General features: G+C 64.4%; 17 protein-coding genes. 12 read left to right on the top strand and 5 right to left on the bottom strand.

What is annotated here, in order from left to right; all coding sequences use genetic code 11:
- The first annotated feature begins 131 nt into the window (after positions 1–131).
- On the top strand, positions 132–1742 hold the full coding sequence (locus BSY19_RS06765; RefSeq protein ID WP_069053483.1) for a putative sugar O-methyltransferase: 1611 nt from the start codon (positions 132–134) through the stop codon (positions 1740–1742).
- Here the strand turns inward: BSY19_RS06765 and BSY19_RS06760 are convergent.
- Both BSY19_RS06760 and BSY19_RS06755 read right to left on the bottom strand, forming a co-directional pair.
- Positions 1739–2497: a nucleotidyltransferase family protein gene (locus BSY19_RS06760; RefSeq protein ID WP_069053482.1), complete on the bottom strand. Its 759-nt coding sequence runs from the start codon at positions 2495–2497 to the stop codon at positions 1739–1741. The genes BSY19_RS06765 and BSY19_RS06760 overlap by 4 nt on opposite strands.
- Before the next feature lie 34 nt (positions 2498–2531).
- Positions 2532–4070, bottom strand: coding sequence for a PfkB family carbohydrate kinase (locus tag BSY19_RS06755; RefSeq protein WP_069053481.1), 1539 nt, complete (start codon positions 4068–4070; stop codon positions 2532–2534).
- Positions 4071–4405: 335 nt separating this feature from the next.
- Between BSY19_RS06755 and BSY19_RS06750 the strand changes: the two genes are divergently transcribed.
- The 11 genes from BSY19_RS06750 (at position 4406) to BSY19_RS06700 (ending at position 14286) form a co-directional block, all read left to right on the top strand.
- Positions 4406–5362, top strand: a complete 957-nt coding sequence (locus BSY19_RS06750; RefSeq protein WP_069053480.1) for an NAD-dependent epimerase/dehydratase family protein — start codon at positions 4406–4408, stop codon at positions 5360–5362.
- Between the two features lie 9 nt (positions 5363–5371).
- Positions 5372–6004 carry an SIS domain-containing protein gene (locus tag BSY19_RS06745; protein WP_335622327.1) on the top strand — a complete coding sequence of 211 codons (633 nt, stop codon included), beginning with the start codon at positions 5372–5374 and terminating at the stop codon, positions 6002–6004.
- Between the two features lie 14 nt (positions 6005–6018).
- On the top strand, positions 6019–7017 hold the full coding sequence (locus tag BSY19_RS06740; protein ID WP_069053478.1) for a GDP-mannose 4,6-dehydratase: 999 nt from the start codon (positions 6019–6021) through the stop codon (positions 7015–7017).
- 7 nt (positions 7018–7024) lie between these two features.
- Entirely contained in the window at positions 7025–7861 is an 837-nt protein-coding gene (locus BSY19_RS06735; RefSeq protein ID WP_069053477.1) for a transketolase, read from the top strand.
- Positions 7858–8781 carry a transketolase family protein gene (locus BSY19_RS06730; protein WP_069053476.1) on the top strand — a complete coding sequence of 308 codons (924 nt, stop codon included), beginning with the start codon at positions 7858–7860 and terminating at the stop codon, positions 8779–8781. Before BSY19_RS06735 ends, BSY19_RS06730 begins: the two co-directional genes overlap by 4 nt.
- A gap of 10 nt (positions 8782–8791) precedes the next feature.
- Positions 8792–9829, top strand: coding sequence for a zinc-binding dehydrogenase (locus tag BSY19_RS06725; RefSeq protein ID WP_069053475.1), 1038 nt, complete (start codon positions 8792–8794; stop codon positions 9827–9829).
- Between the two features lie 27 nt (positions 9830–9856).
- Entirely contained in the window at positions 9857–10459 is a 603-nt protein-coding gene (locus tag BSY19_RS06720) for a hypothetical protein (protein ID WP_069053474.1), read from the top strand.
- A 4-nt stretch (positions 10460–10463) separates the two neighbouring features.
- Positions 10464–11471: an aminoglycoside phosphotransferase family protein gene (locus BSY19_RS06715; protein WP_069053473.1), complete on the top strand. Its 1008-nt coding sequence runs from the start codon at positions 10464–10466 to the stop codon at positions 11469–11471.
- Positions 11472–11499: 28 nt separating this feature from the next.
- Complete coding sequence (locus BSY19_RS06710; protein ID WP_069053472.1) at positions 11500–12162, top strand: class I SAM-dependent methyltransferase; 663 nt, start codon at positions 11500–11502, stop codon at positions 12160–12162.
- Between the two features lie 161 nt (positions 12163–12323).
- Positions 12324–13169, top strand: a complete 846-nt coding sequence (locus tag BSY19_RS06705) for an ABC transporter permease (RefSeq protein WP_069053471.1) — start codon at positions 12324–12326, stop codon at positions 13167–13169.
- A 13-nt stretch (positions 13170–13182) separates the two neighbouring features.
- Entirely contained in the window at positions 13183–14286 is a 1104-nt protein-coding gene (locus tag BSY19_RS06700) for an ABC transporter ATP-binding protein (protein WP_069053470.1), read from the top strand.
- On the opposite strand, the gene BSY19_RS06695 is transcribed toward BSY19_RS06700, so the two are convergent.
- The 3 genes from BSY19_RS06695 to BSY19_RS06685 all read right to left on the bottom strand — a co-directional run bounded on the left by BSY19_RS06695 (position 14287) and on the right by BSY19_RS06685 (position 17009).
- Entirely contained in the window at positions 14287–15096 is an 810-nt protein-coding gene (locus tag BSY19_RS06695; protein WP_069053469.1) for a hypothetical protein, read from the bottom strand.
- Positions 15097–15198: 102 nt separating this feature from the next.
- Positions 15199–16398, bottom strand: coding sequence for a class I SAM-dependent methyltransferase (locus BSY19_RS06690; RefSeq protein WP_083247438.1), 1200 nt, complete (start codon positions 16396–16398; stop codon positions 15199–15201).
- 80 nt (positions 16399–16478) lie between these two features.
- Positions 16479–17009, bottom strand: a complete 531-nt coding sequence (locus BSY19_RS06685) for a WbuC family cupin fold metalloprotein (protein WP_069053467.1) — start codon at positions 17007–17009, stop codon at positions 16479–16481.
- Positions 17010–17078 lie beyond the last annotated feature (69 nt).

Genomic DNA, 17078 nt, shown 5'->3' with positions numbered 1-17078 from the left:
ACGATCCGATGGCCGGTGGCGCATCGATGACGCAGGCGCGGTGCGCCGTGAGAACCATCCTTTGCACCCAAGAGTCGCCCCATCAGACATAATCGATCTGATGAGTCAGGCGCCATAACGAGGCCAAACACATGTCTCAGGAGCAGATCCTGTTGGATCGGCTTGCCGCCGATCAGAACGATATCGCCGCGATCATCGAGCTTTGTACCCTGCTCGTTGGAGAAGGACGGCCGGTCCCGCCGGATATCGAGGAGGCCAGCCTGCGACACTACCTGTCGCTGGACGCAACGCGGCACGACCTGGCGTTTCGGCTCAGCAACCTGCTGATGGAGCAGCAGCGTGCTATCTCGCCCGAACTCGAAGAGAGCGCCCTGCGTCATTGCCTGAAGGCCTATCCACATCGGCAAGACATTTATGAGCGATTTACCCAAGTTGCGCTGGAGAACGGGATCGCGACCGCGCCGCCCTTGCCGCAGCCTGGCCTCGCTGCTGATGTCGATCCTGGGCCCATCATGGCACGAGCACGCGCCCGGCTCATGCAACTACGCGCCCAGCCCGCACGAGAGGACCTGCCCAGCTATGGTGTGAGATGGGGCGAGTTCGCGAGGCGGATGCACGAGGCAGCCGCCTGCATGCCCGACCCGGCCGCCGCGACCGCCTATGCCCAGTTCAAGATCAATTTTGAGCACCGCCTGCCGCGTGCTGCGGCGTTGCGCGACTTCCCGATCTGCATGCGCGAGTTGTCCTGCGAGTTCCCGCAGTACATCGAGCAACTGAAGCTGTTCGACGATTCGCCACTTTCGGATCCCTCGGGACAGTTTGTGATTGCGGGACGCCGCCTCAGCAACATCGCCCCCTATCTCGCGCGCAACGTCATGTCATGTTTGGCAGCCGTCTCACCAGCTCCGCGCGTCATCACCGAGATAGGTGGCGGATATGGCGGGCCGGCACGTGCGTGGTTGACGAACGCGATCGCCCGCCCCGAAACCTACATCATCATCGATATCGCAGAATCGTTGTTCTTCTCGGACGTGTTCCTTAGCGCCACTTTCGGTGCCGAAGAGGTGCATTACGTCGCAGACGCGCAGCCTCTGTCGCAAGATGTAATTGACCGATGCAAGATCATTTTGTGCCCACCCGAGAATATTGAAGCGCTCAATTCGCTGTCAATCGATCTCGTTATCAATACAGGATCCATGCAAGAAATGAGCCCGGACTGGGTTCTCTTTTATATGAATTGGCTTGATCGGCAAAATGTTCGTTTCTTTTATTCACTGAACTATTTTGGCCAGCCGACGCACCAACTTAGCGAGAGCGTTAACCTCTGGTCACCGCATCCGTCGCGGCATTGGCTGGCGCGGATGCTGCGCTGGAACCCGGCTTTCATCCGCATGCAGGCCGACCGAAACTATCTTGAGGGACTCTACGAAAAGGTGACGGCCGAACTCGACCTGCTCGACGCCCGCTCACGCCTAGCCCTGCTCGCCGAGCGCAGGATGACCGGTGAGAATCTGGTCGAGAGCCTCGACATCTTCCGCCGCTGCAGCCAGCCGGAGATCGCGCTCGGCATCCTGAGGCGGATAATGTCCGAGATGTCCTTCTATCCGAAGGAGGCTCTATGGCTAGCCGAATGGCTACTTGCCGACAGGCGCTTGGATCATGCAGGCCATATCGAGGAGGTCTCCCGTTACGCTGCCCTTCTGACGGAACTGCGCAGCGGCGGCGTGGAAGGGACGGTTTAGCCGGCAGAATCAGCGGCAGCCGAACTCGATTTGACGTGTGACGGCACGAATTCCTCATGTGCCCGGCGCAGGCTTTCGACATTGCCGATGTCGCGGTGGTAGGTCGCCAGCGAGACCGCCTGGATGCGCCCGACAAAATGCGGAATCACCTCGGTCGACAGGTCGATGACCGGCTTGCCGAGGCTTGCGAGGAAGTCCAGCACCTCGGGCTCGAGGATATAGACCGCGGCGTTGGCGAGGTTGCCCGGCGGATTCTCGACCTTCTCGTGGAAAGCCTTGACGATGCCGGCCCGGCCCGGCGCCGCGGGCTCCTCGAATTCGAGGATGCCGCAGGACCGTGGATCGTCCGTCTCGAAGGCGAGCATGGTGATCGCGAACCCGGGCGGACGCGCCCTGTGGACCGCCTCCAACCCCTGCATGTCGAAGCGCGTCAGGTTGTCGGCATGAGCGACGAGAAAAGGCTCCCGTCCGAAGAAGCCGGCATTGGCATGGATGGTGCCGCCGGTGCCGAGCAACTCGTCCTCGTGCACCAGGGTGACCTGCTCGCGATAGGGCGCCTGCGCGACATGGCCGCGCACGGCGTCGGGCAGGTAATGGGTGTTGATCAGCACCGGGCCGACGCCGGCCGGCGTCAGCAGGTCGAACCAGTAGTCAAGCAGGGCCCGCCCGTGGATGGGCACCAGGCATTTGGGAATGGTGTCGGTGATCGGGCGGAGACGGCTTCCGATCCCCGCCGCCAGCAGCAATGCGCGCATGATAGGTCCTGGCCCGCCGTGATACCGCTACCGCTCAGATCCGGGTTACGGTCGCCTGCTCGAACTCCTGAATCAGGTCCTGGCGTGTCAGCGGCGTATTGCCGACGCGTGAGACCTGGCAGGCCGCAGCCACCGAGCCGAGATAGGTGCCGCGCCAGATATCGACGCCGGCACAGCGGGCGAGAGCAAGCGTGGTGAACAGCGAATCGCCCGCGCCGGCGGCGTCCTTGGGCGCCGTGTTGAAGGCGGGCAACCGGTCCGAACGCTCGATGCCGTCCTTGCTGCCATGGATCAGCAAACCCTCGGACCCCAGCGTGACGATGACGCTGCCCGCGCCCGCGAGGCGCCGCAGCCGCTCGGCCACGATGACGAGGCCCGACTCGAAATCGCGCAGCGCCAGACGCGCCTCGCGTTCGGTCGGCGTGATGATGTCCATGCCCTTGAAGCGCGAGATGTCGGCGAGTTGCGAAGACGACTGGCTATCGGCGCCCATCATCACCTTGCGGCCCGCCGCCAGCGCCGAAATTGCCTCGACGAGCGGCTGCGGCAGCATGCCGTAATTGAAGTCGGAGAACAGGATCAGATCGATATCGGCCACGACGGCCTTGACGCGGTCGAGGATGCGGGCCTGAAGCTCTGCCTCGATCGCATGCTGGCGCAGGTGGTTGACGCGCAGAAGCGTCTTGCCATTGGCGCGATAGCGCTCCTTGACCGTGGTCGGACGGGAACGGTCCTGGAAGAACTCGACCTTGACGTTGTAGCGACCGAGCGCTTCCTCGGCGTACCGGGCCGCCTCGTCGTCGCCGACCACCGTGAAGAAGCGCACATCGGCGCCGAGCCCCTGCGCATGGGCCGCGACGATGCCGGCACCGCCGACGAAGGTCTTGTGCTCGATCGGTGTGACGACGATGGTCGGGTCTTCCTGCGACATCCCGAGTGGATCGCAGTTGATGTATTTGTCGACGATCAGGTCACCGATGACCAGGACCCGCAGGCCGGTGAACCGGTCGAGACAGCCCCTGAGGTCCTGATGGTCGAAGCCATGGCGAAACGGATAATCGGCCGGCAGCTTGATGGTGTGGAAATTCGGTTCGGCATAATCGCGCTGCAGCAGGCTGATCGATGAGAAGCGAACTTCGCCCGACGAGAAGATGAGCTTGCCGCCATAGCCTTCGACGACCGGCTTCTCGGCGTTCTCGCGCTCCGCGAACTCCTTGCCCTTGACCACGACATGGGGCTGCAGTTCCGCGACGAATTCCTCGGGGGCGCCGGTCAGAGCGACCGCATAGGTGACGAAGGAAATCGCCTCGATGCCTTCCTTGCGCAGGGCCTGCGGGACAGTGACGCCCGGCGTCCGGTCGGAATTGATGCCGACGACGAGAATGTCGGCGTTTTCGGCCGCGAAGCGCAGCAGCCGCAGGTGACCGGGATGGACCGCATTGAAGTTGCCGGACACGAACGCGATGCGCTTGCTGTCGCCAGCGAGCGTGCGGATGGCGGAGACGCTGGTCAGCGCTTCCCGGGTGGCATCAGCCGCTTCCTCGAGGTCCGTGAGATCGGTCATCTTGTTCATGCAGATCAGGTCCGTTGAGTCGCAAGCGAATACATCGCGCCGAGGCCGGCTTCCTTAGACCAATCACCGATAGGCGGCAATCACTTGGCCCGGCGCAGGCTGGAGAATGTCGTCTGACGGCGTCCTCATGCGGAAAAGCCTGCCAATCCGCCCCAAGTCGGGCAGTTGACGCTGCGGGATGACCCTGTGGCCAGCGGCTGGCGATGCTATCGACATGCCATTTTGATGCTGCTATGAGGCTGCGCGCCCCGGCGGGAGCCTTCGGGTCGCCGCCCTCCACAGTCGCCAACAGCCCGGAGACGACGTCTGCCGGGCCCTTCGCGGGGAAACGGTCCATGAACATTTTCGTCACCGGCGCTTGCGGCTACAAGGGCACAGTGCTGGTTCCGAAGCTGCTCGAAAAGGGGCACACCGTCCGCGCCTTCGACATCCAGTGGTTCGGCAATTTCCTGCGTCCCCACCCCAATCTCGAGGTGGTGAAGGGCGACATTCGCAACAGCGAAGAAGTTAATCTCGACGGCATCGACGTCATCATCCACCTGTCGAGCGTCGCCAACGATCCCTGCTCGGATCTCGACCCGAAGCTGACCTGGGAAATCAGCTGCCTCGCCACCATGCAGCTCGCCGACAGGGCCAAGCGCAAGGGCATCAAGCACTTCATCTATGCCTCGTCCGGCTCGGTCTACGGCGTCTCCGACGAGCCGCAGGTGACCGAGGATCTCGAGCTGTTCCCGATCTCCGAGTACAACAAGACCAAGATGTGCGGTGAGCGCATCCTGTTGTCCTATGCGGACGACATGACGGTGCAGATCGTCCGCCCGGCGACGGTGTGCGGCTTCTCCCCGCGGATGCGCCTGGACGTCGCCGTCAACCTGCTGACGATGCAGGCGCTGACCAAGGGCAAGATCACGGTGCTCGGCGGCGACCAGACGCGCCCCAACATCCATATGGACGACATCACCGATCTCTACATCTTCCTGATGGAGAACCCGCAGCACACCGGCGTGTACAATGCGGGCTTCGAGAACATCTCGATCCTCGACATCGCCAAGATGGTGGCCGAGCATGTCGGCGCCGAGATCGAGGTGAAGCCGTCCAACGATCCGCGCAGCTACCGCGTCAACTCCGACCGGCTGCTCGCGACCGGCTTCAGGCCCAAGAAGACCGTCGACGACGCGATCAAGGAGATCGTCGGCCTCTATCGCCAGGGCGCGCTCAAGGAAGAAGATCGCTTCCACAATCTCAAGTGGATGATGAAGACGGTTCTGCCTGCACAAGCGGCCGCCGAATAAGACGCGTCCTTGCGACGCGTCGATCACGATCTGGCCCGGGAGGCCGACATGGCGGAACTGAGCGATCCGACGGATCACTTCAAGGACTATTCGGCGCGCCTCGCGCAGACCCTGCAGGCTTTCGACTGGGCGCCCGTGAAGGCGCTGGCGGAGGATCTGTTCGGCTGCTGGCAGGAGAAGCGTCAGCTTTTCCTGATCGGCAATGGCGGCAGCGCCGGCAACGCGAATCATCTCGCCAACGACTTCATGTATCCGCTGTCGAAGACGCTGGGCTCGGGCATCCGGGCTCACGCCCTGACCGAGAACCCCGCGGTCCTGGCCTGTCTCGCCAATGACGAAGGCTACGACCATGTCTTCACCTATCAGCTCGCGGTGATGGCCAATCCGGGCGACATCCTGCTGGCCTTCTCGGGCAGCGGAAACTCCCCCAACATCCTGAAAGCCCTCGAAGAAGCGAAGCGCCGTGGGGTCAAATCCTATGCCGTCGTCGGCTTCGGCGGCGGCAAGGCCAAGGAGATGGCGGATGTGGCGATCCACTTCCCCGTCGACGACATGCAGATCGCCGAGGATACGCAGACGATTCTTGGCCACATGATCGTGCAGTGGCTGTACAAGCACCGGCATCACGTCAAGGCAGCGTAGGAAATCCTCTCGACATGGCGTCAGGCGTCAAGTTTCTCGTTCTCGGCTCGAACTCCTTTTCGGGCGCCTTCTTCTGTGACTATCTGGCCGAGCAGGGCCATGACGTCATCGCGACCAGCCGCTCGAAGGAGCCGCACCGCGCCTTCCTGCCCTACAAGTGGAAGAAGCGCCCGGGCACCGTCCGCTTCAAGCGCATCGACATCAACAAGGACCTTCCGGCGCTCGAGGCGTTGCTGAAGGCGGAGCGGCCGACGCATGTCGTCAATTTCGCCGCCCAGTCGATGGTCGGCGAGAGCTGGATCCACCCCGACCACTGGATGATGACGAACGTCGTCTCGACGGTGCGGCTGCACGATCTGCTGCGCAACTACGACGGCCTGGAGCGCTATGTCCACGTCACCACGCCGGAGGCCTATGGCTCGACCGAAGGCTGGGTGAAGGAAGACCACGCCTTCAACCCGTCGACGCCCTATGCCGTGTCACGCGCCGCCGGCGACATGAGCCTGCGGACCTACTTCCAGCAGTACCAGTTCCCCGTTCTGTTCACCCGCGCCGCCAATGTCTATGGCCCCGGCCAGCAGCTCTACCGCATCATCCCGCGCACGATCTATGCGGCGATGACCGGCCAGAAGCTCAGGCTGGACGGCGGCGGCAAGTCGATCCGCGTTTTCATCCATATGCGCGACGTCTCGGACGCCACGCTGAAGATCGCGCTCAAGGGTGCGACCGGCGAAACCTACCACATCTCGGGCTACGAGCTGGTCTCGATCCGCACCTGCGTCGAGACCATCCTGTCGACGCTCGGCAAGAACTTCGACGATTGTGTCGAGATCGGCCCCGAGCGCCCTGGCAAGGACACCGCGTACACGCTGGATTCGATCAAGCTGCGGACCGAACTCGGCTGGCAGGACAAGATCTCGCTCGCGGACGGCATTGCCGACACGATCAACTGGATGCGCCGCTTCGAGGCCGACCTGCCGTCTCTTCCCTCCAAATACATCCATAAGGCGTAAGACACTGATGAACGCCGCATATCGAGAGCCCGACGTCGCCGCCCTGAAGGCCAGGGCGGCGCAACTGCGCGGAACCGTGGTCACCATGTGCCATGACTCCAGCTCGGCCCATCTGGGCTCGTCCCTGTCCTGTCTCGATGTCCTGACGGCCGCCTACTGGCACGTGCTGAACATCGATCCGGCGAACCCCACCGATCCAGATCGCGACCGCTTCATCCTCTCGAAGGGTCATGCGGCGATGGCGCTCTATGCGACGCTCGCCAACCGCGGCTATTTCCCGGTCGAAGAGCTGAAGACCTACAATCAGGACAATGGCCGCCTCGCCGAGCACCCGCCGGCGAATCTGCTGCCCGGCGTCGAGGCGGCGACCGGCTCGCTCGGCCACGGGCTGCCGATCGGCATCGGCATGGCGGTGGCCGGTCGCATCCAGAAGCGCAACTACAAGGTCTACGCCCTGCTCTCCGACGGCGAGAACAACGAGGGCTCGGTCTGGGAAGGCGCGATGTTCGCGTCCGCCCAGAAGCTGGAGAACCTCTGCGTCATCGTCGACTACAACAAGTGGCAGGCGACCGCGCGCTCTAACGAGACGCTGATGCTGGCCCCGCTCGCGGAGAAATGGCGCGCCTTCGGCTGGGACGCCCATGAGATCGACGGCCATGACGTCGGCGAACTCGCGCGCCGGATGCAGACGCTGCCGAACGGTTCGGGCAAGCCCGTCGCCCTGATCGCCCACACGGTCAAGGGCAAGGGCGTCTCCTTCATGGAGGACGACAACAACTGGCACTACCGTGCCCCGACCGCCGAAGAGGTCGTCAAGGCGCATAAGGAGCTCGGCCTGCTATGAGAAACGCATTCGCGGACGAGCTGACCAGCCTCGGCAATGACGACCCCCGTCTCGTCATGCTGTCGGGCGACATCGGCAACAAGCTGTTCGACAAGTTCCGGGCGGCGCATCCGGAGCGCTTCATCAACTGCGGCGTCGCCGAGCAGAACATGACCGGCGTGGCCGCCGGGCTTGCCATGTCGGGCATGCGGCCGGTGACCTACACGATCACCCCCTTCTGCACGACGCGCTGCCTGGAGCAGATCCGCACCGATGCCGCCTATCACGATGTCCCGGTGACGATCGTTTCGGTCGGAGCGGGCCTCGCCTATGCCGGGCTGGGGCCGACGCACCACGCCTGCGAGGACATCGCCTTCCTGCGTGCCATTCCGAACATGATCGTGATCGCGCCCGGCGACGCCTGGGAGGTCCGCGCGGCGCTGCGTGCCGTCATGCAGCAGAACAAGCCGGCCTATATCCGCATGGGCAAGAAGGGCGAGCCCCTGGTCCACAAGGGCCGGCTCGAGAACTTCAAGATCGGCGAATCGATCACCATCGAGCAGGGCAGCGATGTCTGCCTGCTGTCGACCGGCAACATGCTGCCTGAGGTCGTCGAGGCCGCGCATGCCCTGAAGGCGAAGGGTGTCTCGGCCGAGGTGGTGAGCTTCCACACCGTCAAGCCGCTCGACGAGAAGCGGCTCCAGGATGCGTTCTCGCGCTACAAGCTCGTCGCGACCATCGAGGAACACTCGCTGATCGGCGGCTTCGGCTCGGCGGTCGCCGAGTGGATCGTCGATGCCGGCATCGCACCGAAGAAGTTCCTGCGCTTCGGCACGCCCGACGCCTTCTTCAAGAAGTCCGGCGAGCAGGAGTTCGCCCGCGAACAGCTCGAACTGACCGGCCACCAGATCGCCGACCGCATCCTGCACAAGCTCGCCTGACGGACATCCCATGAAAACCCTCGCCGCCCTCCTCGTCCAGACCGGCCAGCCGCTCGAACTCGTCGAGATCGAGATCCCGGCGCTGAAGCCCGGCCAGGTCCTGGTCGAAATCGCTTATTCCGGCGCCTGCGGCACGCAGGTGATGGAGGCGCGCGGCCTCAAGGGCGAGGACAAGTGGGTTCCCCATTGCCTCGGCCATGAGGGCACCGGAACGGTTCTGGAGGCTGGCTCCGCTGTCACCAAGGTCAAGGCCGGCGACAAGGTCGTGCTGTCCTGGATCAAGGGCTCGGGCATCGAGGCGGGCGGCGCGGTCTACATGTGGGGTGACAGGAAGGTGAACGCCGGCGGCGTCACCACCTTCCAGCGCCATGCCGTCGTCAGCGAGAACCGCCTGACGCTGGTTCCCGAGAACCTGCCGATGGATGTCGCCGTGCTGCTCGGCTGCGCCGCGCCGACCGGCATGGGCGCCGTCTACAATGTGCTCAAGCTGCAGCCCGGCGACTCGATCGCGATCTTCGGCACCGGCGGCATCGGGCTCAACGCCTGTCTCGCCGCTGCCCTGGGCGGGGCCTCGCCGGTGATCGGCATCGATCCCAGCCCGACCCGCCGCGCGCTCGCCAAGACCTATGGCGCGACCCATGTCATCGATCCGACCGGCGTCGACGTGATTGCCGAGATCAAGAAGATCGTGCCGCAGGGCGTCGATGTCGCCGTCGAGGCCTCGGGCATCCCGGCGGTGATGGACCAGGCGATCAACGCGACGCGCCAGCAGGGCGGCCGCGCCGTCGTCATCGGCAACGCGAAATACGGCGCCGAACTCAAGCTCAATCCGGGCGTGTTCAACCAGGGCAAGAGCCTGATGGGCACCTGGGGTGGCGACAGCGTTCCCGATCGCGATTACGGCCGCTATGGCCGCCTGCTCGGCGGCGGTCGCTTCCCGGTCAAGGGCCTGCTCTCGGCGCCCTATTCGCTGGCTCAGGCCAGCCAGGCGCTCGACGATCTCGCCGATGGCAAGGTCGGGCGGCCGCTCATCGACATGAGCCTCTAGGGGCTGTCCCACCGGGAGCCCCCCGCCATGCGGATCGGCATCGACTTCGACAACACCATCGCCTGCTATGACGGCGTGTTCCACAAGGCGGCGCTCGAACGGGGGCTGATCCCCGCCGATCTCGGCGCGTCGAAGAACGCCGTTCGGGACTATCTGAACGGTTCGGGCCGCAAGGACGACTTCACCGAGCTGCAAGGCTATGTCTACGGTGCCCGGATGGACCTGGTTTCGCCCTATGCCGGCTTCGAGGGGTTCCTCAGAGCCGCCAACGCGGCGGGCCATGATCTCTTCATCGTCAGCCACAAGACCAGGACCCCGATGATGGGGCCGGCCTATGACATGCATCAGGCCGCCCGCGGCTTTCTGGAGGCGCGCGGTTTCATCGGCGAGGACGGGATCCGGAGCGGGAATGCCTTCTTCGAACTGACGAAGGAAGAGAAGGTGGCGCGTGCCGCTGCCCTGGGTGTCGATGTCTTCGTCGACGACCTTCCGGAGATCCTGTCGATGAACGGGTTCCCCGCGGGCATGCGCGGCATCCTGTTCGATCCCGACGGGCACCATGCGGCTCTCGGGCGCTTCGAGCGACATGCGAGCTGGACGCAGATCCAGACCGCGCTGCTGAACGCCTGAGGCCATGCTCGACACCGATGAACTCCTCGCCGCTGCAGGACGGCTCTGCGCGGTGGCCGAGCGTCCTGCCCCGCTTTCGCTGCGGCAGCTGGCTGGAGGGAAGAACAATCGCGTCTTCGCCGTCGCGACGGCCGGCGGCCCCGCCCTGATCCTGAAGAGCTACCATGCCGACCAGCGCGACCCGCGCGACCGACTCTTCGCCGAATGGAGCTTCCTGGCCTATGTCTGGGACCGTGGCGTCCGCGCGGTGCCGGAGCCGCTGGCGCAGGAGCGTGCGAGCCACACCGCGCTCTACGCACTCGTCCCCGGCGAGAAACTCGATGCCGGGGACATCACCTCTGACCACATCGCCCAGGCCGCCCGCTTCATCTGCGCGGCGAATGGCGCGCCACGCGAGCCCGACAGGCTGCAGCCGGGCTCAGAGGCCTGCTTTTCGCTGGCAGACCATGTCGCGACCGTCGACCGTCGCGTCGCAAGGCTCGCCACGCTCGATCCCGACGCACCGCATCGCGAGCGCGCCGAGACGCTGGTGCGAGCCGGACTCGTGCCGGCCTGGGCGAAGGTGCGCGAGACGATCACGGCGGCTTCCGACGCGGCCACCCTGCCCACGGAAGTCCAGTGCATCTCCCCCTCGGACTTCGGCTTCCACAACGCGCTTGTCGACGGCTCCGGCCGCGTCAGCTTCATCGATTTCGAATATGCCGGGCGCGACGACCCGGCCAAGCTCGTCTGCGACTTCTTCTGCTGCCCGGAGATTCCTGTCCCGCTCCGGCACCGCGGCGCCTTCATCGACAGCCTGGCTGAGGGCCTCGGACTCGACGCCGCCTTCCGGCTGCGCTGCGATCTGCTGCTCGACGCGTACCGAATCAAGTGGGCCTGCATCATCCTGAACGATTTCCTGCCGATGGATGCGGCCCGCCGCGACTTCGCCAATCCCGGCGCGCGCGATGTGCGTTGCGCCGCCCAACTCGACAAGGCCGTCGCGAAACTCGCTGAAATCGGCCTCCGCTAGACCCGAACCACGCCAAGGAGCGCAACTGATGGCATATCGCGAATTCGTCGGCCTCATCCACAAATCGACGCCGCGCGACTACGTCGCCCGTGTCACGCAGCGCGACAAGGCAGAGGTCGCCGACCTCGCCCTGAAGTGGGACTATGACTACTGGGACGGCAGCCGGGAGACCGGTTATGGCGGCTACAAGTATGACGGCCGCTGGCGCAAGGTCGCCGATGCCATGGTCCAGACCTATGGGCTGAAGCCCGGCATGCGCGTGCTCGACGTCGGCTCGGGAAAGGGGTTCCTGCTGCATGACTTCACCGAAGCCTGCCCGGGCATCGAAGTCGCCGGCATCGACATCTCCGCCTATGGCGTCGCGCATACGATGGAGAGCGTGAAGCCGTTCTGCCAGGTGGCGAACGCCACGAAGCTGCCCTTCCCGGACAACCATTTCGACCTGGTCGTCTCGATCAACACCCTGCACAACCTCTACAACTACGAACTCTGGGCCGCGTTCAAGGAGATCGAGCGCGTCAGCCGCGGCGGCAAATACATCTGCGTCGAAGGCTATCGCAACGAGCGCGAGAAGGTGAACCTGATGTACTGGCAGATGACCTGCCGCGCCTTCCATACGCCCGAAGAGTGGGATTTCGTCTTCAAGCAGACCGGCTACACCGGCGACCACGAATTCATCTTCTTCGAGTGATCAAGAGCCGACGAAGCGGCCGCCCGCGCGCGGCCGCTACGTCAACATGAGCCGCCCGGTTGGCCGCAATGCGGCGAAGGCACGAGGTGGGGGCTGCATTGCAGCCTCCCCCATGGACATTGCAGCATGACTTCCCCTGTCCATGGCCCTATAAGCTCGCCATGACCGATACAGCCGATCGCCCCGCCCGGAAGCCCGTCATCTCGCCGACGCCCGGCGGGCCTCTCGCCGTCACCGCGCAGGACTTCGCCGAGACGTTGCGTCTGGCGCCCGTCTGGCTGCATGCCGGCTGGATCGACGTGGTCTGGCGCTTCCGGCGGACACGGCTAGGCCCGTTCTGGCATACGCTGGGCCTCGCCGCCTTCGTCCTCACGATGGGCGTGGTCTGGAGCACGATTCTCAATCAGGATCCCCGGGAATACTTCCGCTTCGTCGGCACCAGCATCATCACCTGGAGCCTGATCGCCTCTCTGATCACCGATGGTACGGCGATCATCATCGCCGGGCAGGCGACGGCGCTATCGATGCGGTTTCCGTATCTCGCCTTCGCCTTCGCCCATGTCTGGCGGGCCCTGCTGCTGTTTGGCCACCACTTCGTCCTCTATGTCCTGATCATGGTGGGGACGCTGCATTCTCCCGGCTGGACGGCCCTCCTGGCGATCCCGGCACTGCTGCTGGTCATCGCCAACGGCATCTGGATGAGCCTGCTCGTCGGCATGCTGTGCCTGCGCCGGCGCGATCTGGGGCCCGCGATCAGCAGCGCCATGCAGATCCTCATGTTCGTGACGCCGGTGTTCTGGCCGAAGACGATGCTCGGGCCCAACCTCGCCTTTGCCGCCGACTACAATCCGTTCTATCACCTCGTCAGGATCGTGCGCGATCCACTGCTGGGCATCGCGCCCGATCTGGTGAGCTGGGTCTGGGTCATCGGGACCCTGGTCGTCGGCTCCGCCGTGACGGTCTGGGCCTATGGCCGCTACCGCGACCGCCTCGCCTACTGGTATTGAAGGACGCTCTCCCATGGCCCGTTTGACGGTCGAAAAAGCATGGGTCGAGCTGCCCATCTCCCTTTCGCGCAGCCACAAGGGCGGCGTGTCGCGCACCGGTGGCGAGATCGACATCGCGCGGGGCGTGGTGACCGCGTTGCGCGACATCTCCTTCGAGCTGCGTGAAGGCGACCGGCTCGGTTTGATGGGGCATAACGGCGCCGGCAAGACCACGATGTTGCGTCTGCTGGCCGGGGCCTACCCACCTACGCGCGGACGGATCACCACGGTGGGAAGCATTTCCACGCTGTTCAACTCGACGCCCGGAATCAATGTCGACGGGACCGGACGCGAAAACATCCTGACCTGCGGGCTCCATCTCGGCTTGGGCCGGCGGCAGATCGCCGCCAAGATGGACGAGATCATCGATTTTGCCGAGCTCGGCGACTTTATCGATCTGCCGGTGCGGATCTATTCGGCGGGCATGATGACCCGGCTGGGCTTCTCGATCGTTACCGCGGTCGAGCCCGAGATTCTGCTGCTGGACGAGGGACTGGCGACGGGCGATGCCCAGTTTGCCCAGAAAGCCGCACAGAAGATGCAGGAATTGATCGCCAAGTCCTCGATCCTGGTGATTGCCTCGCATTCAGAGGCGCTGCTTGCCGAGATGTGCACGCGCTGCATCATGCTTGAGCACGGCCGCATCATCTCAGACGGCCCCGCCCAGAACGTGGTGGAGTCCTATCGCGCGGCAGTGATCGCGTCGGCGAGCGCCGACAATGCCGAGGGGCTGAACCGCGCCTACGTACTGGCGACCGACATGGCCAAGCGCGGAGAGAAGCCGCCGCTCGCCCTAGAGGAGCAGGGGCTGCGTTACGCGCTCCAGGTCTCGCCCGACGACATGCAGATGTGGCAGCGCTATGTCGCGGTTCTGGTGGCCCAGGACAAGCCCGTCCCGGCCGATGTCGAGGTGCGGATGCTGATGACTGTCCTACAAGGCGACCCGTCCCGCGACGACCTGATCGACCGGATCCGGCTGATCCTTGGCACGGAGCCCACCGATCTCAGCGACGAACTGCGCCTGCGCGCATCCGCTGTCCTCGACAAGGCCGGGACCGCGGATGCAACGCCGCGCTGATCAGCGCTGGTAGGTGCCCAGAACATCCGTCGGAACGGCGCCGACGCTGGTGCTCGTCTCGACCGTGCCCATGAACGGCACGTCCTGGTGTTTGCGGTAGACCAGCGCGATCGAGATCGTCGGGATGTTGAGCTGATCCTGCATCGTCTCGCGCTCGACCTTGCCGATCTTGTCGAGCCGGGAGGTGAGCGACGGGAAGTAGCTCTGGTACTGGCGCGCCGAGGCGAAGACGTTTTCCTGCGCCGCTGGGCCGTCATACCACATGTCGACGACCTCATACTGGTTGTAGCCGGCGAGATCGAAGAAGAAGCGGCTGGTATAGCAGAAGTAGCCGTGGTCGACATAGCCGACGCTGGGCACCTGATGCATGATCAGGCCGCCCGCCTTCGTCGCCACATGGACGGCGAGGAAGGTGTTCATCTGGTTGAGGATGTGCTCGCTGGTGCCGCAGTTGATGACGCTGTCATAGGCGCCGACCATGTGGTCGGGCAGGCGCATGGAGTTCAGATCGACGATCGTCGTCTTGTAGCCGTCGGCGATGTCGATGGCATCGTACCCCATCCCGGCTTCCTCGATGAGTTCGCCGAAGAACGAGCCGTTCAGGTTCGTGCCACCGGCATCCGTGCCGGAGCCAGCCGCGAGCCTCGCGGCCCAGCTTTCCAGATCGGCGCGCGGATTGGCATTGTGCCGCTTCACGAAGGCGATGATCTGCTCGGCGGTCGCGCCATAGAGGTTCGAGCTGCCAAAATCGAGGATCTTGCGACCCGCGCCGAGGATGCCGTAACCCTCCATGATATGGACGACGTCCATTCGAATTCCCATTGACCCACTCCAGTGTTGTCGTGTTTCGCTTGCGGGCCGGTGGCCCCTTCTCAACGGCTGCAGCCGCCTTCAAAACCGATCCGGCTCGTCCTAGTCGTGGAAGATCGACCGCGAGCTCGCCCGGAAGATCGAGCGGAATTCGCCACCGGCCTGCGTGAAGGCGGCGTTGCGGCCGATCACGGCGTCCTCGTTGTTGATCGACAGCGCCAGCAGGCAGACGGCGACCTTGCGTTCGACCAGGGCCGCCGACGGCAGGATCGGCAGGCGCGCGCCCGGCAGGAACTTGTCGATCTTCTGAGGCGTGTCGTCCGCGACGAAGTCGATCAGGTCGGCGACAGCCATGAAGTTGGCGAAGGCGCAGGCGAGATGGCCTGCGCCGAAGAGGGCGATCGGCCCTTTCTCGGCACGCACGCGCTCGAGCTTGGCGCGCAGTTCGCGCTTGGCCGGCTCGTACGCATCCGCATAGGCTTCGAGCAGCCCGACCTGGGCCTTGGCCTCGGCGGAAATCCTGACCTTTCCAGGCGTCCCGGTCTTGCGGGCCAGTTGAACCAGCGAATTCTCGAAGGGACGCGGATAGACGTCGGTGCGGATCGGCTCGAAGCCGCCGATCGAGCTCAAGGCGGCGAAGGTCGCCGGAGTGAGATAGAGCGAATGCTCCTCCCAGATCATGCAATAGTCCTTCAGGCGGAGATTGTCCGTGCAGTCGGGCACCTCCAGCATCAGCACGCCGCCGGGCTTCACCAGCGCCGCCAGTCCCTCGATGAACGCGATCAGGTTTTCGGCATGCTCGGTAATGTGCCGAACGATGAGGACATCGGCCGCGCCGCGGCGCGCCGCGATCTCAGCCATCGTGACCGGATTGGTCAGCTTCTGCACCGTTTCGATATTGGCCGCCGGGTTCTCGACACCCAGGTCCTCGTCGAGCTTCACCCGCCAGGTGTTGGTGAAGCCCTTGCGGCGAAAGCGCTCGACGGTGGTGTCGTCCTTGTAGGTCAGCGCGCCAATGACGCTGTCGGGACCGAGACCGGGAAGCGCCGCGATCTGGTCGACGACCTCGTCGAGATGTTCCTCCGGCTCGCGCGCGAACAGCCAGTCATAAGGCGGGATCAATGCGTCATGGGGCACGATCTGCGTGCTCTGGATCGTTCCGCAGTCGCGGCACTGACCGACCGCAAGGCGGAAATCCCGCTCCGGCGCATCCTGGCGCTCAAGGTAGAAGGTCGCAACGGGATGATGCCCGACATCGAGCCGTTCCACCACGGATGCTGAGCCGCAAACCAGACAAGCCATCACAGATTCCAGACGTTACAAAGTGAGCAGGACGGGGCTTACACCCACACAAGCCGCGAGGGAAGCAAGACGGCCTTGCCTCAGGCCAGAGAGCCGCGCAGGGCGGCGAGGAAGGCGTGGCCAGCGGCCGGTTCGGTCTCCGGCGGGGACCAGCTTCCCGTCCGCGTCGTCGAGCGGTCGAAGGGGCCGATCGTGGTTTCGAGGAAGACGAGCCATTCGGAACGGAAGCGCAGGCTGTGATACTGCCCTTCCGGCATTCGATAGAAGAACGCGCCGCCTTGCGCGGCCGGCGACATCGGCACCGTCCCGGTCAGCGCGCCATCGGCTGAAAACAGCAGGGCATCCGCTGTCCCTTCGATGATCGAGAGCGTCTCGACCTTGCCGATATGGCAATGCGGCTGCACGTAGGAATCGCGGTGCATGACGATCAGCATCTCCTGCTGGGCGTCGCTGCTGTCAGCATGGAAGCAGAGCCTGCAGCGGCGACGCGGCGCCACCCCGGCACGTTGCTTCAGGATCTCGACAATCGACCCATCGACGGCGAGGAAGCCGCCGTCAGAATACAGGACCTCGGGAGATATCGTCCGCAGACGCGCCGGCAACTCGTCCATCTCTTGGTCCCTGGATTGGTTCATCCATCACCGGCTCCGCCGATGATGGATCTGTCCGCAGACGGCCGG

Origin of the sequence: Bosea sp. RAC05 (assembly GCF_001713455.1) — a bacterium.
Lineage (GTDB): Bacteria > Pseudomonadota > Alphaproteobacteria > Rhizobiales > Beijerinckiaceae > Allobosea.
Note: the sequence above shows the minus strand (reverse complement) of the source record. Positions and strands in the feature narration are given on the sequence as shown.

Coding starts and splice junctions, on each gene's coding strand:
- BSY19_RS06695 (WP_069053469.1), bottom strand. CDS start 15,096: ATGGACGTCGTCCATATCATGGAGGGTTACGGCATCCTCGGCGCGGGT.
- BSY19_RS06700 (WP_069053470.1), top strand. CDS start 13,183: ATGGCCCGTTTGACGGTCGAAAAAGCATGGGTCGAGCTGCCCATCTCC.
- BSY19_RS06730 (WP_069053476.1), top strand. CDS start 7,858: ATGAGAAACGCATTCGCGGACGAGCTGACCAGCCTCGGCAATGACGAC.
- BSY19_RS06750 (WP_069053480.1), top strand. CDS start 4,406: ATGAACATTTTCGTCACCGGCGCTTGCGGCTACAAGGGCACAGTGCTG.
- BSY19_RS06705 (WP_069053471.1), top strand. CDS start 12,324: ATGACCGATACAGCCGATCGCCCCGCCCGGAAGCCCGTCATCTCGCCG.
- BSY19_RS06725 (WP_069053475.1), top strand. CDS start 8,792: ATGAAAACCCTCGCCGCCCTCCTCGTCCAGACCGGCCAGCCGCTCGAA.
- BSY19_RS06755 (WP_069053481.1), bottom strand. CDS start 4,070: ATGAACAAGATGACCGATCTCACGGACCTCGAGGAAGCGGCTGATGCC.
- BSY19_RS06740 (WP_069053478.1), top strand. CDS start 6,019: ATGGCGTCAGGCGTCAAGTTTCTCGTTCTCGGCTCGAACTCCTTTTCG.
- BSY19_RS06735 (WP_069053477.1), top strand. CDS start 7,025: ATGAACGCCGCATATCGAGAGCCCGACGTCGCCGCCCTGAAGGCCAGG.
- BSY19_RS06690 (WP_083247438.1), bottom strand. CDS start 16,398: ATGGCTTGTCTGGTTTGCGGCTCAGCATCCGTGGTGGAACGGCTCGAT.
- BSY19_RS06685 (WP_069053467.1), bottom strand. CDS start 17,009: ATGGACGAGTTGCCGGCGCGTCTGCGGACGATATCTCCCGAGGTCCTG.
- BSY19_RS06765 (WP_069053483.1), top strand. CDS start 132: ATGTCTCAGGAGCAGATCCTGTTGGATCGGCTTGCCGCCGATCAGAAC.
- BSY19_RS06710 (WP_069053472.1), top strand. CDS start 11,500: ATGGCATATCGCGAATTCGTCGGCCTCATCCACAAATCGACGCCGCGC.
- BSY19_RS06760 (WP_069053482.1), bottom strand. CDS start 2,497: ATGCGCGCATTGCTGCTGGCGGCGGGGATCGGAAGCCGTCTCCGCCCG.
- BSY19_RS06720 (WP_069053474.1), top strand. CDS start 9,857: ATGCGGATCGGCATCGACTTCGACAACACCATCGCCTGCTATGACGGC.
- BSY19_RS06715 (WP_069053473.1), top strand. CDS start 10,464: ATGCTCGACACCGATGAACTCCTCGCCGCTGCAGGACGGCTCTGCGCG.